Here is a 17138-nt window from a genome sequence, read left to right as displayed (position 1 = left end):
TGCGCCGCGTGTCTGTATTGACGCCGACAGTCACGCAGAGTAGAGCAGCCCTGTCCCTGAGTGACGAGACTGGTGTATCGTCCCCGGCAAGGGGCTGCGCCGGACATCGCCCGGCGCTGGGGATTGAGCAACAGAACTGCGTAGGGGGGCGACGGGCGATGCACGGCCTATGGGCGAACGATCCGACGCGGCGGGACGACCGCCGACGACTCTCGCGCACACCGACCCGCAGACACCGACCAGGTGTCCGGCGCCGTCACTCCCTGTGCAGGTCCGGCCGACAGGACACGCGTCCGTCGAGCCCGCGCCCGCCGGGCCGTGGCCGAGCGCCCGGACACGGAGCGTGCCCGAGCACGCCGCCGGTGCACTCACCGTGTGCGTCCCCGCGCAGGACCGCGCGGCGGACCAGCGACTTCCGTACGGTGAGCCCGCCCTGTCGGGGCCCCGCACCGCGGCGCGCCCGCGCAGGCGCCTTCGCAGAGGGACACGCACGGAGCGGAGCGGGCCGGTGAGCGGGCAGTCGGTCTCCGTGACCGTCCTGGAGGGCGGGCTCAGGTCGCCGCTGCCGTCGTCGGGAGCGCCGATGGCCCGCCGCCCGGCCCCGAGCGGCGGCACGGGACTGCTCTCGCAGGTCATGCTGCTCCTCGTCTGCGGCGGTTACGCCACCGGATCCGCGCTCGGCTGGGGATCGGACCGACTCGCCCTCATCATGGGCGACTTCGGCCTCAGCGCCGCCGCCGCGACCGCCGCCGTCTCCTGCTTCCGGTACTCCCGCACCCGTCGCAGCCGCTTTCGACCCGCATGGCTGCTCTTCGCGCTCTCCTCCGCGATGGCGGCCTGCGGCAACGGCGTCTGGGGCTGGTACGAGGTCGTCCTCGGACAGCCCGTGCCCAGTCCGGGCTACGCGGACCTGTTCTTCCTGTGCTTCGCGCCGCCCGCCATCATCGGGCTCCTCGTCCTCGCCAAGCGGCCGGTCACCAGGGCCGGCTGGGTGTGCCTCGGGCTCGACGCCTGGCTCATCGGTGGTTCGCTGCTCACCCTGTCGTGGAGCCTCGCCCTCGCGCACAACGCGCAGTTCGAGGGCCCGAGCGTCGCGCACGCGGCCCTGTCGCTGGCGTATCCGCTCCTGGACATCGTGCTCGTCAGCATGGTCCTGGCGCTGCACTTCAAACGGTCCTCGGCCAACCGCACCGCCGTGAACACCGCCATCGGCGCCCTCGCCCTCACGGTGATGTGCGACGCGCTGTTCACCTCGCCGCTGCTGCACTCCAGCTACCGCTCGGGGCAGCTTCTCGACGCGGGCTGGTTCGCGGGATCGCTGCTGCTCGCCTACGCGCCCTGGGCGACGACCCCGCGCGGCGAGAGCCCACCGCGCCCGGTACGCCGGACGTACGCGCAAGGACGCCTCCAGGACGGGCGGGGCAGGGAACTCGCCGACGGCCCCGGCCGTGACGTCCCGGACGGGCGGGGCCGCGACGTCCCCGCCGCAGCCCGCGCCGGAGTCTCCGTCACCGGGCCCGCGGGAATCCCCGCAGGGCGCGGCCGCGAGCGCGACGGCCGCGACGCGCGGGCCGGGGACCGGCCGGGTGAACGACCCGGGGACCGCCCCGGCGAGCGCCCGGCGGAGCGCGGCGACGGCCGCGGGCGGTATGCGACGACCCGGCCCATCGCCGGATCGCTCGCCGCCCTCACGCCCTACCTGGCCGCAGCGGTCTGCACCCTCGGGATCCTCTACAACGTCCTCAACGGCCGCAGCGTCGACGAGGTGGTGCTGCTCACGGCCGGCACGGTCGTCCTCGCCCTCGTCGTGCGCCAGGGCATCATGCTGCTCGACAACATCACGCTGACGCAGGAACTGGCCCAGAAGGAGAATCACTTCCGCTCCCTGGTGCAGGGGTCGAGCGACGTCATCATGATCGCCGCGCCGAGCGGCATCCTGCGCTACGTCAGCCCCGCCGCGGCCGGGGTGTACGGCCGCGAGGCCGACGAGCTCATCGGCTCCGAACTGGCCACGCTGATCCATCCGGAGGACCTCGGCCGCGTCGTCCACGAAGTGCGGCGCTTCCTCACCGCCAACCCGGTGGAGGAGCCGACCACCCGCATCGAGTGCCGCTTCAGGTCCGGCACCGGCGACTGGCTGAACGTGGAGTCCACGGTCAACCGCCATCACGGCGGCCTCATCTTCAACAGCCGTGACGTCACCGAACGCGTGCGCCTCCAGGCGCAGTTGCAGCACAACGCCGAGCACGACCCCCTCACCGACCTGCCCAACCGGGCACTGTTCACCCGCCGGGTCGCCGCCGCTCTCGGCGGTCGCAGGGTCACCGACCGGGGCACGGCGGTCCTCTTCATCGACCTCGACGGATTCAAGGCCGTGAACGACACGATCGGGCACCAGGCGGGCGACGAGCTGCTCATCATGGCCGCGCAGCGCCTCCAGGAGGCGGTCCGCAATTCGGACACCGCCTCCCGGCTCGGCGGTGACGAGTTCGCCGCGCTCATCGTCGGCGACGGCACCCGGGACCAGGCCGCGCGCGAGAAGCACATCTTCGAGCTGGCCGACCGGCTGAGAATCCGCCTCTCCCAGCCTTACGAGATCGGTGGCAACGACGTCCGGGTGGCCGCGTCCATCGGCGTCGCCTTCGCCGAACCGGGCGTCGGCGCGGGCGAGCTGCTGCGCAACGCCGACCTCGCGATGTACCGCGCGAAGGCCGCGGGCAAGGGCCGCGTCGAGTTGTACGCGCCCCAGATGCAGGCCGACGTCGCCCGCAAGGCGGAGCTGGCGACCCGGCTGCGCAGCGCCCTGACCGACGGCGAGTTCGTGCTGCTCCACCAGCCCGTGGTCTCCCTGGAGACCGGCCGGATCACGTCGGTCGCGGCCCAGGCCCGCTGGCGCTCGGCCCAGGGCATCCTGTTCACGCCCGCCGAGTTCCTGCGCACCGCGGACGGCGGCGACCGCGCCGCCGAGCTGGGCCGCTGGCTCTTCGAGGAGGCCGTGAAGCAGGCCGCCGAGCGCGGCAGGACCGGCCACGCGGTGCCCGTCAGCGTACGGGTCAGCGCGCGCCGCCTGGTGGACCGCTCGCTGCCGCTCGGCTCCGTCGAGGCGCTGCTCACGCGGCACGGACTGCCCTCCGGCGGTCTCGTCATCGAGCTCGCGGACAGCGACCCGAGCGTGTCCCTCGACGATCTGGAGCGCCGTCTCGCCTCCTTGCGGAGGCTCGGCGTCCGGATCGCGCTCGACGGCTTCGGGAGCGGCTGCGCGGCGATCGGGGCGCTGCGCAGGCTCCCCATCGACGTGCTGAAGCTCGACCGCGGACTCGTCGAGGGCGTGGTGGAGTCGGCGCGTCTGCACAAGATCACGTCGGGGCTGCTGCGGATCGCGGGCGACCTCGGCCTCTCTTCGGTGGCCGAGGGTGTCGATCTGCCCGAGCAGGTCACGGCCCTGCGCGGGATGGGCTGCACCCACGGGCAGGGCATGGCGTTCTCCGGGCCACTCGACGAGTACCGGCTGCGGCGCGCTCTGACGGTGGCGGAATATCCCCTTCCGCTCGGCCCCGTCGGGGCCGTCCGAGTGGGTGCCGCCATGGCCGAAAGTGTGGGCTACCGCGACGGTGCACCGATCCTCAAGGCGGCCTCGGTAGCGTACGGAGAGTCGGCGGCGCAGTTCGTCGGGCCCACCACACCCTTCGGTGGCGCGGGCACCTGCGTGGCTGGGTCGGCGGCCGGTTCCACGTCCTATGCGCGCTCACATAATGAGACGCCCGTCCCACCTACTTGACAGGTGTGGCGGGCCGGAGGGAAGGTCAGAGCCATGCGCACCCGAATTCTCGTACTTGGAAAGCGCGTCGGCTGAAGCTGGGACGCCCCGGTCCGGACACCGGAGATCACCAGCGACCGCACCCGGCGCGCTCCCCTCGCTTGCCTCACGGCACGAGGGGTTTTTTGTTGCACCGGAACCTGCCAAACCCTGGCAAAAACCCCGCGACACCCCCGCAAAGACCCTCAGCTTCGAGAAGAGAATGCCGATGACCGAGCAGGCCACCGGGGCCCATCCGCAGCCGCGGCCCCGATCCTCTGGACCGCAGTCCGCCCCCGTCGAGCACGTCACGGGCGCGCAGTCCCTGATCCGTTCTCTCGAGGAAGTCGGGGCCGACACGGTGTTCGGCATTCCCGGGGGTGCGATCCTGCCCGCGTACGACCCGATGATGGACTCCACCCGGGTGCGCCACGTCCTGGTCCGCCACGAGCAGGGCGCCGGTCACGCCGCCACCGGGTACGCGCAGGCCACCGGCAAGGTCGGGGTGTGCATGGCGACCAGCGGCCCCGGTGCCACCAACCTCGTCACGCCCATCGCGGACGCCCACATGGACTCCGTCCCGCTCGTCGCGATCACCGGCCAGGTGGCCTCCAAGGCGATCGGCACGGACGCCTTCCAGGAAGCGGACATCGTCGGCATCACGATGCCGATCACCAAGCACAACTTCCTGGTCACCAAGGCGGAGGACATCCCGCGCACCATCGCGGAGGCCTTCCACATCGCGTCCACGGGCCGACCGGGGCCGGTGCTGGTGGACATCGCCAAGGACGCCCTTCAGGCCCGCACCACGTTCTCCTGGCCGCCCCAGCAGGAGCTGCCCGGCTACCGCCCGGTGACCAAGCCGCACGCCAAGCAGATCCGCGAGGCCGCCAAGCTGATCACCGCGGCCATGCGCCCCGTCCTCTATGTCGGCGGCGGCGTCATCAAGGCCGGGGCCACCGCCGAGCTGAAGGTCCTCGCCGAACTCACCGGAGCGCCCGTCACCACCACGCTGATGGCGCTCGGCGCGTTCCCCGACAGCCACCCGCTGCACGTGGGAATGCCGGGCATGCACGGAGCGGTCACCGCCGTCACCGCGCTCCAGAAGGCCGACCTGATCGTCGCCCTCGGCGCCCGCTTCGACGACCGCGTCACCGGCAAGCTGGACAGCTTCGCCCCGTACGCCAAGATCGTGCACGCCGACATCGACCCCGCCGAGATCGGCAAGAACCGCGCAGCGGACGTCCCGATCGTCGGTGACGCCCGCGAGGTCATCGCCGATCTCGTGCAGGCGATCCAGGCCGAGCACACGGCCGGTCACACGGGCGACTACACCGCTTGGTGGGCCGACCTCAACCGGTGGCGCGAGACGTACCCGCTCGGCTACGACCACCCGGACAACGGCCAGCTCTCGCCCCAGCAGGTGATCGAGCGGGTCGGCCAACTGGCGCCGGAGGGAACGATCTTCGCCGCCGGCGTCGGCCAGCACCAGATGTGGGCCGCGCACTTCATCCAGTACGAGCAGCCCTCCACCTGGCTCAACTCCGGCGGCGCCGGGACCATGGGATACGCGGTCCCCGCGGCCATGGGCGCCAAGGCCGGGCAGCCCGACCGCACGGTCTGGGCGATCGACGGCGACGGCTGCTTCCAGATGACCAATCAGGAACTCACCACCTGCGCCCTGAACAACATCCCGATCAAGGTCGCCGTCATCAACAACGGTGCCCTCGGCATGGTCCGCCAGTGGCAGGCGCTCTTCTACAACCAGCGCTACTCCAACACCGTGCTGCACAGCGGCCCGGACGCGGACGGCAAGCAGCCGAGCGCGGGCACCCGTGTCCCTGACTTCGTGAAGCTGTCCGAGGCCATGGGCTGTTACGCGATCCGCTGCGAGGACCCGGCCGACCTCGACAAGGCCATCGAAGAGGCCAACGCCGTCAACGACCGCCCCGTCGTGATCGACTTCATCGTCCACGAGGACGCCCAGGTCTGGCCGATGGTCGCCGCGGGCACCTCCAACGACGAGGTCATGGCCGCCCGGGGCGTGCGCCCCGACTTCGGCGACAACGAAGACGACTGAGAGCCCAGGAAGAGACCCCGCCATGACGCCCATGTCCAAGCACACGCTCTCGGTCCTCGTCGAGAACACCCCCGGCATCCTCGCCAGGATCGCCGCCCTCTTCTCCCGCCGCGGCTTCAACATCGACTCCCTCGCCGTCGGCGTCACCGAGCACCCCGACATCTCCCGCATCACCATCGTCGTGAATGTCGCGGACCTGCCGCTCGAACAGGTCACGAAGCAGCTCAACAAGCTGGTCAACGTCCTGAAGATCGTCGAACTCGAACCGGGCTCGGCCGTCCAGCGCGAGCTGGTCCTCGCCAAGGTGCGCGCCGACAACGAGACCCGCTCGCAGATCGTCGAGATCGTCCAGCTGTTCCGCGCCAAGACCGTGGACGTCTCCCCGGAGGCCGTCACCATCGAGGCCACGGGCAGCAGCGACAAGCTGGAGGCCATGCTCAAGATGCTGGAGCCCTTCGGCATCAAGGAGCTGGTGCAGTCCGGCACCATCGCCATCGGCCGCGGCTCGCGCTCCATCACCGACCGCAGTCTGCGCGCGCTCGACCGCTCCGCGTGACGGCGCTCCACCGGACCGCGCCACACTGACCCTGTGCGCGCGGGAGCGGCGCCTGGCTCCCGCGCGCGCCCGGGGCCGGTCCCGGATGGCGAGACCCGACAACTTCCCTCATCCAGCCCGCCGTACGGTGGGACGCAACACCAGCACACATAGGAGATTCCCAGTGGCCGAGCTGTTCTACGACGCCGACGCCGACCTGTCCATCATCCAGGGCCGCAAGGTCGCGGTCATCGGATACGGCAGCCAGGGCCACGCCCACGCCCTCTCGCTGCGCGACTCCGGTGTGGACGTGCGGGTCGGCCTGCACGAGGGGTCCAAGTCCAAGGCGAAGGCCGAGGAGCAGGGCCTGCGTGTGGTCACGCCCGCCGAGGCCGCCGCCGAGGCCGACGTCATCATGATCCTGGTCCCGGACCCGATCCAGGCCCAGGTCTACGAGGAGTCCATCAAGGACAACCTGAAGGACGGCGACGCCCTGTTCTTCGGGCACGGCCTGAACATCCGCTTCGGCTTCATCAAGCCCCCGGCCGGTGTCGACGTCGCCATGGTCGCCCCCAAGGGCCCGGGTCACCTGGTGCGCCGTCAGTACGAGGAGGGCCGCGGCGTCCCGTGCATCGCGGCCGTCGAGCAGGACGCCACCGGCAAGGGCTTCGAGCTGGCTCTGTCCTACGCCAAGGGCATCGGCGGCACCCGCGCGGGCGTCATCAAGACGACCTTCACCGAGGAGACCGAGACCGACCTCTTCGGCGAGCAAGCCGTTCTCTGTGGTGGTACGTCCGCCCTGGTCAAGGCGGGCTTCGAGACCCTGGTCGAGGCGGGCTACCAACCGGAGATCGCCTACTTCGAGTGCCTGCACGAGCTGAAGCTCATCGTCGACCTGATGTACGAGGGCGGCCTGGAGAAGATGCGCTGGTCGGTCTCCGAGACCGCCGAGTGGGGCGACTACGTCACCGGCCCGCGCATCATCACGGACGCCACCAAGGCCGAGATGAAGAAGGTCCTCGCCGAGATCCAGGACGGCACGTTCGCCAAGAACTGGATGGACGAGTACCACGGCGGTCTGAAGAAGTACAACGAGTACAAGAAGCAGGACGAGGACAGCCTCCTGGAGACCACGGGCAAGGAGCTGCGCAAGCTCATGTCCTGGGTCGACGACGAGGCGTGAGCCGCCGCGGCGCGGACGCGGTGCCGGGTTCCCCCCCGGTGTCGTGTCCGCGCCGCCGTCGTGGGTTTCCGGGGCGCCGCCCCGGCCCCCGCTCCTCCATCGCCGGAGGGGCTTGATGGTGCGCGGACCGGGCGCGAGGTGCCGGTCCGTGTTTGTCCGCGATGGCCGGCCACGTCCGGGTGATCCTTCCGGTCAGGCGCAAGCAGTGCCCCGACGCGCCACTAGACTGCACTCCACATACGCGTCAGGCCCACAGCGTCGTGCGTCTTCCACGCGGCAAGCACCCTCCACCGCCTGCGGCCGTCGGGACGGCCGTCCGCATTGGACTTGTGAGGACTCACGTGAGCACTGCTGCCAACGGCAAACCGGTCGTACTCATCGCTGAAGAGCTGTCGCCCGCGACCGTCGACGCCCTGGGCCCGGACTTCGAGATCCGGCACTGCAACGGCGCGGACCGCGCCGAACTGCTGCCCGCCATCGCCGACGTCGACGCCATCCTGGTCCGCTCCGCGACCAAGGTGGACGCCGAGGCTGTCGCCGCCGCCCGCAAGCTGAAGGTCGTGGCCCGCGCGGGCGTCGGCCTGGACAACGTCGACGTGGCCGCCGCCACCAAGGCCGGCGTGATGGTCGTCAACGCCCCGACGTCCAACATCGTCACCGCCGCCGAACTGGCCTGTGGCCTGATCGTCGCCACCGCGCGCAACATTCCGCAGGCCAACACGGCCCTCAAGAACGGCGAGTGGAAGCGCTCCAAGTACACCGGTGTCGAGCTCGCCGAGAAGACGCTCGGCGTCGTCGGCCTCGGCCGGATCGGCGCGCTCGTCGCGCAGCGCATGTCCGCGTTCGGCATGAAGGTCGTGGCCTACGACCCCTATGTACAGCCCGCGCGCGCCGCCCAGATGGGTGTGAAGGTCCTCTCCCTCGACGAACTCCTCGAGGCCTCCGACTTCATCACCGTGCACCTGCCGAAGACGCCCGAGACCCTCGGCCTCATCGGTGACGAGGCGCTGCACAAGGTCAAGCCGACCGTGCGCATCGTCAACGCCGCCCGCGGCGGCATCGTCGACGAGGAGGCGCTGTTCTCCGCGCTGAAGGAGGGCCGCGTCGCGGGCGCCGGCCTCGACGTGTACGCGAAGGAGCCGTGCACCGACTCCCCGCTCTTCGAGCTCGACCAGGTCGTGTGCACCCCGCACCTCGGCGCCTCCACCGACGAGGCCCAGGAGAAGGCGGGCATCTCCGTCGCCAAGTCGGTGCGGCTCGCGCTCGCCGGTGAGCTGGTCCCGGACGCCGTGAACGTGCAGGGCGGCGTCATCGCCGAGGACGTGCGCCCCGGACTGCCGCTCGCCGAGAAGCTCGGCCGGATCTTCACCGCCCTCGCGGGCGAGGTCGCGGCCCGCCTCGACGTCGAGGTGTACGGCGAGATCACCCAGCACGACGTGAAGGTGCTCGAACTGTCCGCGCTCAAGGGCGTGTTCGAGGACGTCGTCGACGAGACCGTCAGCTATGTGAACGCCCCGCTGTTCGCCCAGGAGCGCGGCGTCGAGGTGCGACTCACCACGTCCTCGGAGTCGCCCGACCACCGCAACGTGGTCACGGTGCGCGGCACGCTCGGCGACGGCGAGGAGATCGCCGTGTCCGGCACCCTGGCCGGGCCCAAGAACCACCAGAAGATCGTCGCCGTCGGCGAGTACGACGTCGACCTCGCGCTCGCCGACCACATGGTCGTGCTGCGGTACGCGGACCGGCCCGGCGTCGTCGGCACCGTCGGGCGCGTCCTCGGCGAGGCGGGCATCAACATCGCCGGAATGCAGGTCGCCCGCGCCGACGTGGGCGGGGAGGCGCTCGCCGTCCTCACGGTCGACGACACGGTGCCGCAGCCGGTGCTCGGTGAGCTCTCCGAGGAGATCGGCGCCACCTCCGCCCGCTCGGTCAACCTGGCCGACTAGGGCCGCCTGGCCCGCTGCGGGGGATCGGCCTTCGGCCTCGTCCGCAAACGCCGGACGGGCTTGGAACGCATGCTGCCGCCCGCCCCCCTCAGGGGCGGGCGGAGTCGTGTTCCAAGGGCCGCTACCGCAACCGTGACGCCTTCAGGACCATGTGCAGGAGCAGCCGGTCCTCGCCCTCGTCCAGGTCGAGCTTGGTGAGCTGCTCCACGCGCGAGAGGCGGTAGTACAGCGTCTGGCGGTGGATGCCCAGCTCCGCCGCCGTCCGGCCCGCCTGGCCCGCGAGGTCGAGGAAGACCTCGGCGGTGCGGGCCAGCTCCCGGTGCGCCGGGGTCAGCAGCGCGCGGCCCACCGCGTCCCCGGCCGCGTCGCCGGGCAGCGCCGTGAGCAGGCGGTAGGGGCCGATGTCCGACCAGCGGGCGAGCGGCCCGAGCCGGGGCTCGGCGAGCGCCGCGCGAGCCGCCGCCGCGGCCTCGCCCCAGGCCGCCCCGAGGTCGTCGAGACCGGTCCTCGCCTCCGCGACCCCCGCCGCCGCGCCCCGGCCCGCCGAGTCCACCAGGCGCGACGCCACCGTGACCGCGGGGGTCACGGCGTCCGCCGACCGCAGCCGTACGAGGACCGCGAGCGACTGCCCCGCGGCGGCCCCCCGGGCCCAGGGCACCGTGCACAGCGCCGTGGCCCCCGGCACGGTGCGCAGCGCGGGCGTGTCCTCGGGGTTCACCATCGGCCACGGCGCCACGCACACCACCGCGTGCAGGCCCTCGCCGCGCGTCCCCAGCGCCGTGCGCAGCTCCGCCACCGCCATGTCCCGCTGCCAGCCACGCTCCGCCGTCAGGACGGCACGGAACTCCCGGGTCAGGTCCGCGCCCGCCTGCGCCTCGTCGGCGAGCAGCGCGCCGATCCGGGCGGCCACCTCCATGGCGGCACCCAGCTGCCCGTCCGTGGGGCCCGGCTCGTCGTCGAGCAGCCAGACGTAGCCGAGGGCATAGCCCCGATGGCGTACCGGGAGACAGATCCGGCCGCGGTGCACGCCCGCCTCCGGGGTGGGCGGAATACGGACGGGGCTCGTGGCGCGCGTGATGCCGAAGCTCTCGAACCAGGCACGGACCTGGGCGGTGGAGCGCCGGGTGAGGATCGAGCGGGTCCTGACCGGGTCGAGGTCCGGCGCGTCCAGGCCGTCGCCGCCGTCGTGCGCGCCGAAGGCGATCAGCTCGAAATCGCGGTTCTCCAAGGTCGCGGGCGCACCGAGCAGGGCCGAGATCTCGTCGACCAGTTCCTGGTAGTCGCCCTTCACCCGTCGTAGCCCTTCGCTCGCGCCGTGCCGTCGTGCCCTGCCGTGGCAGATCCATTGTCGCCCAGCCCGCGACCGGACTCATACATCTGTCTGAGATCCAGCGCACGGATGCGTGACAGGTGTCGATAGCTCAGGATCGGCGGGATCCTTAGGTTTCACGGTGGTTCTCCGTGCCGTACCAGTTCTGTCGCAAAAACGACGCCGGTGCGGCACTCGTTCGTACTCCCGTGGAGGTGCCCGTGCTGGGTCCCGTGATCCTTGCCGCGTCGCGCAGTGACAAGATGCGCCGTTTCGTGTCGGCGGCGCCGGGCACCAAGCAGGTCGTCGACCGGTTCATCGCCGGTGAGACGGTCGACCAGGTGGTCCCGGTGATCGTGGACTCCGCCGACAAGGGCCTCGAGGTCACCCTCGACGTCGTCGGTGAGGACATCACCACCCCCGAGCAGGCCACCGCCGCCCGGGACGCCTACCTGGAGCTGGTCGGCCGTCTGAAGGACCTCGGCCTCGGCGAGCGCGCCGAGATGTCCGTGAAGCTGTCCATGTTCGGCCAGGCGCTGGAGAACGGCCACGACCTGGCCCTCGCCAACGTCCGCCCCGTCGTCGAGGCCGCCGCCGAGATCGGCACCACCGTCACCCTCGACGCCGAGGACCACACCACCCTCGACTCGATGTTCGCCATCCACGAGGAGCTGCGGAAGGACTTCCCGAAGACGGGCTGCGTCATCCAGGCCTACCTCTTCCGCACCGAGGACGACGCCCGCCGCCTCGCCGCGAACGGCAGCCGCGTACGCATCGTGAAGGGCGCCTACAAGGAGCCCGCCTCCGTCGCGTACCAGGACAAGCCGGAGATCGACAAGGCGTACGTCCGTATCCTGAAGATCCTGATGGACGGCTCGGGCTACCCGATGATCGGGTCGCACGACCCGCGGCTCATCGCCATCACCCAGGAGCTCGCGCGCCGTGCCGGGCGCAAACTGGACGAGTACGAATTCCAGATGCTGTACGGCATCCGCAGCGACGAGCACCTGCGGCTCGCCGCCGAAGGCCACCGGATGCGCGTGTACACCGCGTACGGCACCGACTGGTACGGCTACTTCATGCGCCGTCTCGCGGAGAAGCCCGCCAACCTGCTGTTCTTCGCGCGGTCCGTCCTCACCAAGGGCTGAGCCCGCCGCCCGGCCGCCAGATTTCCCCCGCACAAAGGAGTTACGGAACTCATGGACGCTGTGACCCAGGTCCCCGCCCCGGTCAACGAGCCGGTCCACGGCTACGCCCCCGGCTCCCCGGAGCGCGCCCGGCTCGAGACCAAGCTCAAGGAGCTGTCCGAGAACCCGATCGAGCTGCCGATGACGATCGGCGGCGTGAAGCGCCTCGGCGGCGGCGAGCCCTTCCAGGTCGTGCAGCCGCACAACCACAAGGCCGTCATCGGCACCGGCCGCCACGCCACGCAGCAGGACGCCCAGGACGCCGTCGACGCCGCCCTCGCGGCCGCCCCGGCCTGGCGCGCCATGTCCTTCGACGACCGCGCCGCGATCATCCTGCGCGCCGCCGAGCTGCTGTCCACCACGTGGCGCGAGACGCTGGCCGCCTCCACCATGCTGGGGCAGTCCAAGACCGCCCAGCAGGCCGAGATCGACACCCCGTGCGAGCTCGTCGACTTCTGGCGCTTCAACGTGAAGTACGCCCGTGACCTGCTCGCCGAGCAGCCCCCGGCGAACTCCACCGGTGTGTGGAACCGGCTCGACCACCGCCCGCTCGAGGGCTTCGTCTACGCCATCACGCCGTTCAACTTCACGGCCATCGCCGGCAACCTGCCGACCGCCCCGGCCCTGATGGGCAACGTCGTCGTGTGGAAGCCGTCCCCGACGCAGACCCACGCCGCCGTCCTGCTCATGCAGCTCCTGGAGGAGGCGGGCCTGCCCAAGGGCGTCATCAACCTCGTCACCGGCGACGGCATCGAGGTCTCCAAGGTCGCCCTGCACCACCGCGACCTGGCCGGCATCCACTTCACCGGCTCGACCCCGACCTTCCAGCACCTGTGGAAGACGGTCGGCGAGAACATCGCGAAGTACCGCACCTACCCGCGTCTCGTCGGTGAGACCGGCGGCAAGGACTTCGTCGTCGCGCACCCGAGCGCCGACCGCGCGATCCTGAAGACCGCGCTGACCCGCGGCTCCTTCGAGTTCCAGGGCCAGAAGTGCTCCGCGACCTCGCGCGCCTACATTCCGGCCTCGATCTGGAACGACGGCTTCAAGGAGGAGTTCGCGGCCGAGGTCGACGGCATCAAGATGGGTGACGTCACCGACCTGTCGAACTTCATCGGCGCCGTCATCGACGACCGCGCGTTCGCCAAGAACAAGGCGGCCATCGACCGCGCCAAGGCCGACGAGACCTGCACGATCGTCGCGGGCGGCAGCTACGACGACTCCGTCGGCTACTTCGTGCGCCCGACCGTCGTCGAGTGCACCGACCCGGCCAACGAGGTCTTCTCGACCGAGTACTTCGGCCCGTTCCTCGCCGTGCACGTGTACGACGACAGCAAGGCCGACGCGTACGAGGAGATGCTGACCCAGATGGAGTCGGTCTCCGACTACGCGCTGACCGGCTCGGTCATCGCGGGCGACCGCGCCGCGGCCGCGTACACGATGGAGAAGCTCCGCTACGCCGCGGGCAACTTCTACATCAACGACAAGTCGACCGGCGCCGTCGTCGGCCAGCAGCCCTTCGGCGGCGGCCGCGCCTCCGGCACCAACGACAAGGCCGGCGCCCCGCAGAACCTTCAGCGCTGGACCCTGACCCGCGCCATCAAGGAGACGCTGGTCCCGCCGACCGAGTACGGCTACCCCCACATGGGCTGACGCCCCACCGGGGTGCCCCTCTCCTGAACACCCCCTGAACCCCGCCCCCGGCCCGGGCCCCACCCCGGCCGGGGGCGGCGTCGTGTGCGGCTGGCCCCGCCGTACCCGTCAGACCTCCACCAGGACCTGGTTCAGGGACTTGCGTACGAGGTCGGGGACCTCGCAGTCGGGCGCCGGATAGCCGACGGGGATCACGGCGAACGCCTTCTCGTTCTCGGGGCGGCCGAGCACCTCCGACAGGAACCGCATCGGGCTCGGCGTGTGCACCAGGGCGGCGAGGCCCGACAGGTGCAGCGCGGAGAGCAGCATCCCGACGGCGATGCCCACGGACTCGTCCACGTAGTAGTGCTTGTGCTTGGTGCCGTCCTCGCCCAGCCAGTACCGCTGCTGGAAGACCACGATCAGCGCGGGCGCGTCCGTCAGATGCGGCTTCACCTCGTCCGTGCCGAGCGGGCGCAGCGCGGCCAGCCACTCCTCACCGAGCCGCCCGTCGTAGGAGATCTGCTCCTCGTGCTCGGCCGCCTCCCGTATCAGACGGCGCACCTCGGGGTCCTGCACCAGGACGAACGTCCAGGGCTGCTGGTGCGCGCCCGACGGCGCGGTGGCCGCGCAGGCCACGGCGTCCCGCACGACCTGCGGGGGCACGGGGTCCGTGGAGAACTGCCGCACCGTGCGCCGCTCCCGCATACGGGACTTCAACTCGGCCGCGTGCGCGAGCGATTCACCCGCGGGCATACGGGCGGGACGGTAGGGGACGGAGCGGTAGGGCTGCCCGTGGATGGGGGTCCAGTGCTTGTCGGGGTGCCCGTCGGAGTGCTGGTCGGCGTGCTCGGCGGGGCGTCCGGTCTCCGGCTTGCTCTGTTCGGTATCAGACATGCTGCGATTCTGGGGCGGAGGGCCCGGGAGCGCCATGGTGCGTACCAATCTTCACGCGGCGGTGGCGCGTCAGCTCCGCTTCGCGACGACGACCGCGAGGCCCGCCGTGCAACCGGTGCCGAGCAGGACCGGGTACGTGCCGTAGAAGCGCCGCCACCGCTTCGCGGACCTCGTCGGGCGTCACCGTCGGCGGCAGCGGCTCGCCGATACGTACGCGCACCAGGGCCGGGCGGAGCCTGCCGTGCTTGGGGAGCAGGCGGTCCGTGCCCGCGATGCCGACGGGCACGACGGGCACGCCCGCCCGCCGGGCCAGGACCAGGGCGCCCTTGTGGAACGTGCCCAGCTCGCCCGCGCGGGCCCGGGTGCCCTCCGGGAACAGCACCACCGCACGGCCCGCGCGCAGCGCGCCCTCCCTGGCCAGGAGGTCGTCCATGCCACCGCCCGTGCGGCGCACGGGGAACCCGGCGGCGAGCCGGGAGCAGAAGCGCCTGCGCCAGGGCGAGGCGAACCAGTAGTCCGCCGCGGCGGCGATCGTGGGGGAGTGGGCCGCGTCCAGGGCGGCGAGGAGTGCCGCCGTGTCGGCGTGGGAGGAGTGGTTGGCCACGACCACGCAGCCGCCGCGCGGAAGGCGGCCGCGGCGGCTGACACCGCCGGTGAGGGTGAGCAGGGTCCACCACAGGGCCCGGCGGAGGCGGGCGGCGAGGCGTCCGGCCGCCCGCCTCCGCCGGGGAGTTCCCGTCTGCGGCTCCTGCTCGTACCGGGTCTGCCGGGTCTGCGGTTCCTGCTTGTACCGGACTTGCCGGGTCCGCGGTTCCTGCTCGAACCGGGCCTGTGGGGTCCGCTGTTGCCCGTACCGGGCCTGCCGGGTGTCCGCCTGCCGGGTGCTCACAGCGTCACCGCCATCGCCATCGGCAGCGCGAGCAGCAGCGAGTCGACCCGGTCCAGGAGGCCGCCGAAGCCGGGCAGCCAGGTGCCCGCGTCCTTCACGCCCGACTCCCGCTTGACCATGGACTCCAGCAGGTCGCCGAGGACGCAGCCGGTCAGCACCGCCGCCCACAGCAGGGGAGCGAAGGCGCCCACGGCCGCAAGGCCCGCGGCCGTCGCGGCGGCCGAACCCGCCACCCCCGCCCACGTCTTGTTCGGGGACAGCGGAGAAAGGGGACGGGCCAACGGGCCGCGGCGGCCCAGCGCCGTGCCGCCGCACCACGCGCCCACGTCACCGAACGCCACCGCCACGCCCACCGCGACCGCCGTGTCCCCGAGCAGCACCAGACCGGTCAGGGACAGCGGGATCCACAGCAGCCCGAACACCGTCCGGCTCGCCCGCGTGAAGCCGTGCCCCGCGTCGCCGGAGAACAGCGCGGGCAGGACCGCGAGCAGCAGCAGCGCCCCCACGGTCCGGGCGTCGAGCAGGTCCACCGTACCGAGCAGGTCCAGCGTGCCGGGCAGGTCCACCGTGCCGAACAGATCCACCATGCCGGACACGTCCAGCGCGCCGAGCGCCGCCGGAGGCCGCCACCCGGCCGTCGCGAGCGCCGCCGCCGGGAGCAGCACGGCCGCCGCCCACAGCACCGCGCGCTCACCCCGCGGCAGCCCGGTCATCCGCGCGTACTCGGCTACGGCGACCACCCCGAGCCCGGCGGCGAGCAGGAACGCGCCCCCGGGCCCCGCCCAGAGCGCGCCGAGGAACACCGGTGCCGCGAACGCCCACGTCCGCCAGCGCCTGCGCAGCTCGGCCCGCATCCGCACCCGGGCGGGCAGCGCGGCCACCGCGACCCCGCCGGCGCCGAGGACCCCGGCGACCACGGGCACGGCCCGCGCCGCCGCCTCCCCCGCGAGCAGTGCCGCACTCATCGGACCACCGGCTCCCGCGACCGCCCGAGCTCCCCGCACAGCCGGGCGCACCGGATCACGACCGTCAGCGCCGAACCCGCGGCGATCACCGCGAGCACCGGCACCCACAGGCCGGAGGCCGCCGCGACGACCACCAGGGCGCACCGTTCCGTCTTGCCGACCGGGCCGCCGTTGAGCCGCCCCGCGCCCGCCGCCGCGCCCGCGAGGGACACCCACGAGGGGAGCGTCGCCGCCAGGGCCGCCGTCACCACGAGCCACAGCGGAGCGAGGGTGAGGAACCCCGCGAGCATCACCGAGTCCGCCGCCCGGTCACCGAGTTCGTTGAAGAGGGCGCCGCGCGGTGTGCTGCGGCCGGTGTCGCGGGCGAGGGCGCCGTCGAGGTTCGCGCACGCCAGGCGCGCGGCGAGCAGCACCGCCACGGGGAGCGCGGCGAGCGGCGCGGGCAGCCACGCGAGGGCGGCCGCGGCACCCGCCGCGCACCCCACGCCCGCCGCCGTCAACGCGTCCGGCGACACCGCACGCCGGGCCAGGGCGCCCCGCACACCGGCGAGGCGCCGCGCGTACCAGGGCTTCAACGCGTACAGGCCGAGGCCGGAAGCGCGGGAGGGCCCGGGAGCGTCGGAGGGCCCGGACGCGTCGGAGGGCCCGGGAGCGCCGAAGGGTCCGGGAGAGCCGGAGGAACCGTTCATACCTTCGACTCTGCCGCCGCGCGGGACACC

12 protein-coding genes are annotated in these 17138 nt (G+C 72.1%); 7 read left to right on the top strand and 5 right to left on the bottom strand.

The genetic code is table 11. The features are described 5' to 3' along the window. Window positions 1-508: 508 nt before the first annotated feature. The 5 genes from GPA10_RS34905 to serA all read left to right on the top strand — a co-directional run bounded on the left by GPA10_RS34905 (window position 509) and on the right by serA (window position 9540). Window positions 509-3778: a putative bifunctional diguanylate cyclase/phosphodiesterase gene (locus GPA10_RS34905; RefSeq protein WP_425505871.1), complete on the top strand. Its 3270-nt coding sequence runs from the start codon at window positions 509-511 to the stop codon at window positions 3776-3778. A gap of 241 nt (window positions 3779-4019) precedes the next feature. Then, window positions 4020-5876, top strand: coding sequence for an acetolactate synthase large subunit (locus tag GPA10_RS34900; RefSeq protein WP_157168951.1), 1857 nt, complete (start codon window positions 4020-4022; stop codon window positions 5874-5876). A gap of 31 nt (window positions 5877-5907) precedes the next feature. Further along, a complete protein-coding gene (gene ilvN / locus GPA10_RS34895) occupies window positions 5908-6432 on the top strand; it encodes an acetolactate synthase small subunit (protein WP_058850868.1) in 525 nt (174 codons plus the stop codon). Window positions 6433-6595: 163 nt separating this feature from the next. Continuing rightward, window positions 6596-7594, top strand: coding sequence for a ketol-acid reductoisomerase (gene ilvC, locus GPA10_RS34890; RefSeq protein WP_058850797.1), 999 nt, complete (start codon window positions 6596-6598; stop codon window positions 7592-7594). A gap of 341 nt (window positions 7595-7935) precedes the next feature. Further along, window positions 7936-9540 carry a phosphoglycerate dehydrogenase gene (gene serA / locus GPA10_RS34885; RefSeq protein WP_343041659.1) on the top strand — a complete coding sequence of 535 codons (1605 nt, stop codon included), beginning with the start codon at window positions 7936-7938 and terminating at the stop codon, window positions 9538-9540. 121 nt (window positions 9541-9661) lie between these two features. Here serA and GPA10_RS34880 read toward each other — a convergent pair whose 3' ends face one another. Then, window positions 9662-10831 (bottom strand): PucR family transcriptional regulator, encoded by a 1170-nt coding sequence (locus tag GPA10_RS34880; protein ID WP_343041658.1) that lies wholly within the window; start codon window positions 10829-10831, stop codon window positions 9662-9664. A 239-nt stretch (window positions 10832-11070) separates the two neighbouring features. On the opposite strand from GPA10_RS34880, the gene GPA10_RS34875 reads away from it, so the two are divergent. Together GPA10_RS34875 and pruA are read left to right on the top strand one after the other, a co-directional pair. Further along, window positions 11071-11997 carry a proline dehydrogenase family protein gene (locus GPA10_RS34875; RefSeq protein WP_343041657.1) on the top strand — a complete coding sequence of 309 codons (927 nt, stop codon included), beginning with the start codon at window positions 11071-11073 and terminating at the stop codon, window positions 11995-11997. Between the two features lie 51 nt (window positions 11998-12048). Beyond that, on the top strand, window positions 12049-13689 hold the full coding sequence (gene pruA, locus GPA10_RS34870; RefSeq protein ID WP_058850794.1) for an L-glutamate gamma-semialdehyde dehydrogenase: 1641 nt from the start codon (window positions 12049-12051) through the stop codon (window positions 13687-13689). A 108-nt stretch (window positions 13690-13797) separates the two neighbouring features. Here pruA and GPA10_RS34865 read toward each other — a convergent pair whose 3' ends face one another. The 4 genes from GPA10_RS34865 to GPA10_RS34850 all read right to left on the bottom strand — a co-directional run bounded on the left by GPA10_RS34865 (window position 13798) and on the right by GPA10_RS34850 (window position 17108). Next, window positions 13798-14424, bottom strand: a complete 627-nt coding sequence (locus GPA10_RS34865) for a nitroreductase family protein (protein WP_058850866.1) — start codon at window positions 14422-14424, stop codon at window positions 13798-13800. A gap of 133 nt (window positions 14425-14557) precedes the next feature. Continuing rightward, on the bottom strand, window positions 14558-15454 hold the full coding sequence (locus GPA10_RS44195) for a lysophospholipid acyltransferase family protein (RefSeq protein WP_425505870.1): 897 nt from the start codon (window positions 15452-15454) through the stop codon (window positions 14558-14560). Continuing rightward, the gene (locus tag GPA10_RS34855; protein WP_157168950.1) at window positions 15451-16419 is read right to left on the bottom strand and encodes a phosphatidate cytidylyltransferase; all 969 of its coding nucleotides are present in this window, start codon (window positions 16417-16419) and stop codon (window positions 15451-15453) included. The genes GPA10_RS44195 and GPA10_RS34855 overlap by 4 nt, the downstream gene beginning before the upstream one ends. Beyond that, complete coding sequence (locus tag GPA10_RS34850; RefSeq protein ID WP_246260321.1) at window positions 16416-17108, bottom strand: CDP-alcohol phosphatidyltransferase family protein; 693 nt, start codon at window positions 17106-17108, stop codon at window positions 16416-16418. The genes GPA10_RS34855 and GPA10_RS34850 overlap by 4 nt, the downstream gene beginning before the upstream one ends. Window positions 17109-17138 lie beyond the last annotated feature (30 nt).

The sequence above is a fragment of the Streptomyces typhae genome (assembly GCF_009755605.1).
GTDB classification, from domain to species: domain Bacteria; phylum Actinomycetota; class Actinomycetes; order Streptomycetales; family Streptomycetaceae; genus Streptomyces; species Streptomyces typhae.
Note: the sequence above shows the minus strand (reverse complement) of the source record. Positions and strands in the feature narration are given on the sequence as shown.

What these genes read in the sequence shown, in the direction of transcription:
- GPA10_RS34865 (WP_058850866.1), bottom strand. Translation starts at nt 14,424, where the DNA reads ATGCCCGCGGGTGAATCGCTCGCGCACGCGGCCGAGTTGAAGTCCCGT.
- GPA10_RS34900 (WP_157168951.1), top strand. Translation starts at nt 4,020, where the DNA reads ATGCCGATGACCGAGCAGGCCACCGGGGCCCATCCGCAGCCGCGGCCC.
- GPA10_RS34850 (WP_246260321.1), bottom strand. Translation starts at nt 17,108, where the DNA reads ATGAACGGTTCCTCCGGCTCTCCCGGACCCTTCGGCGCTCCCGGGCCC.
- pruA (WP_058850794.1), top strand. Translation starts at nt 12,049, where the DNA reads ATGGACGCTGTGACCCAGGTCCCCGCCCCGGTCAACGAGCCGGTCCAC.
- GPA10_RS34855 (WP_157168950.1), bottom strand. Translation starts at nt 16,419, where the DNA reads ATGAGTGCGGCACTGCTCGCGGGGGAGGCGGCGGCGCGGGCCGTGCCC.
- ilvN (WP_058850868.1), top strand. Translation starts at nt 5,908, where the DNA reads ATGTCCAAGCACACGCTCTCGGTCCTCGTCGAGAACACCCCCGGCATC.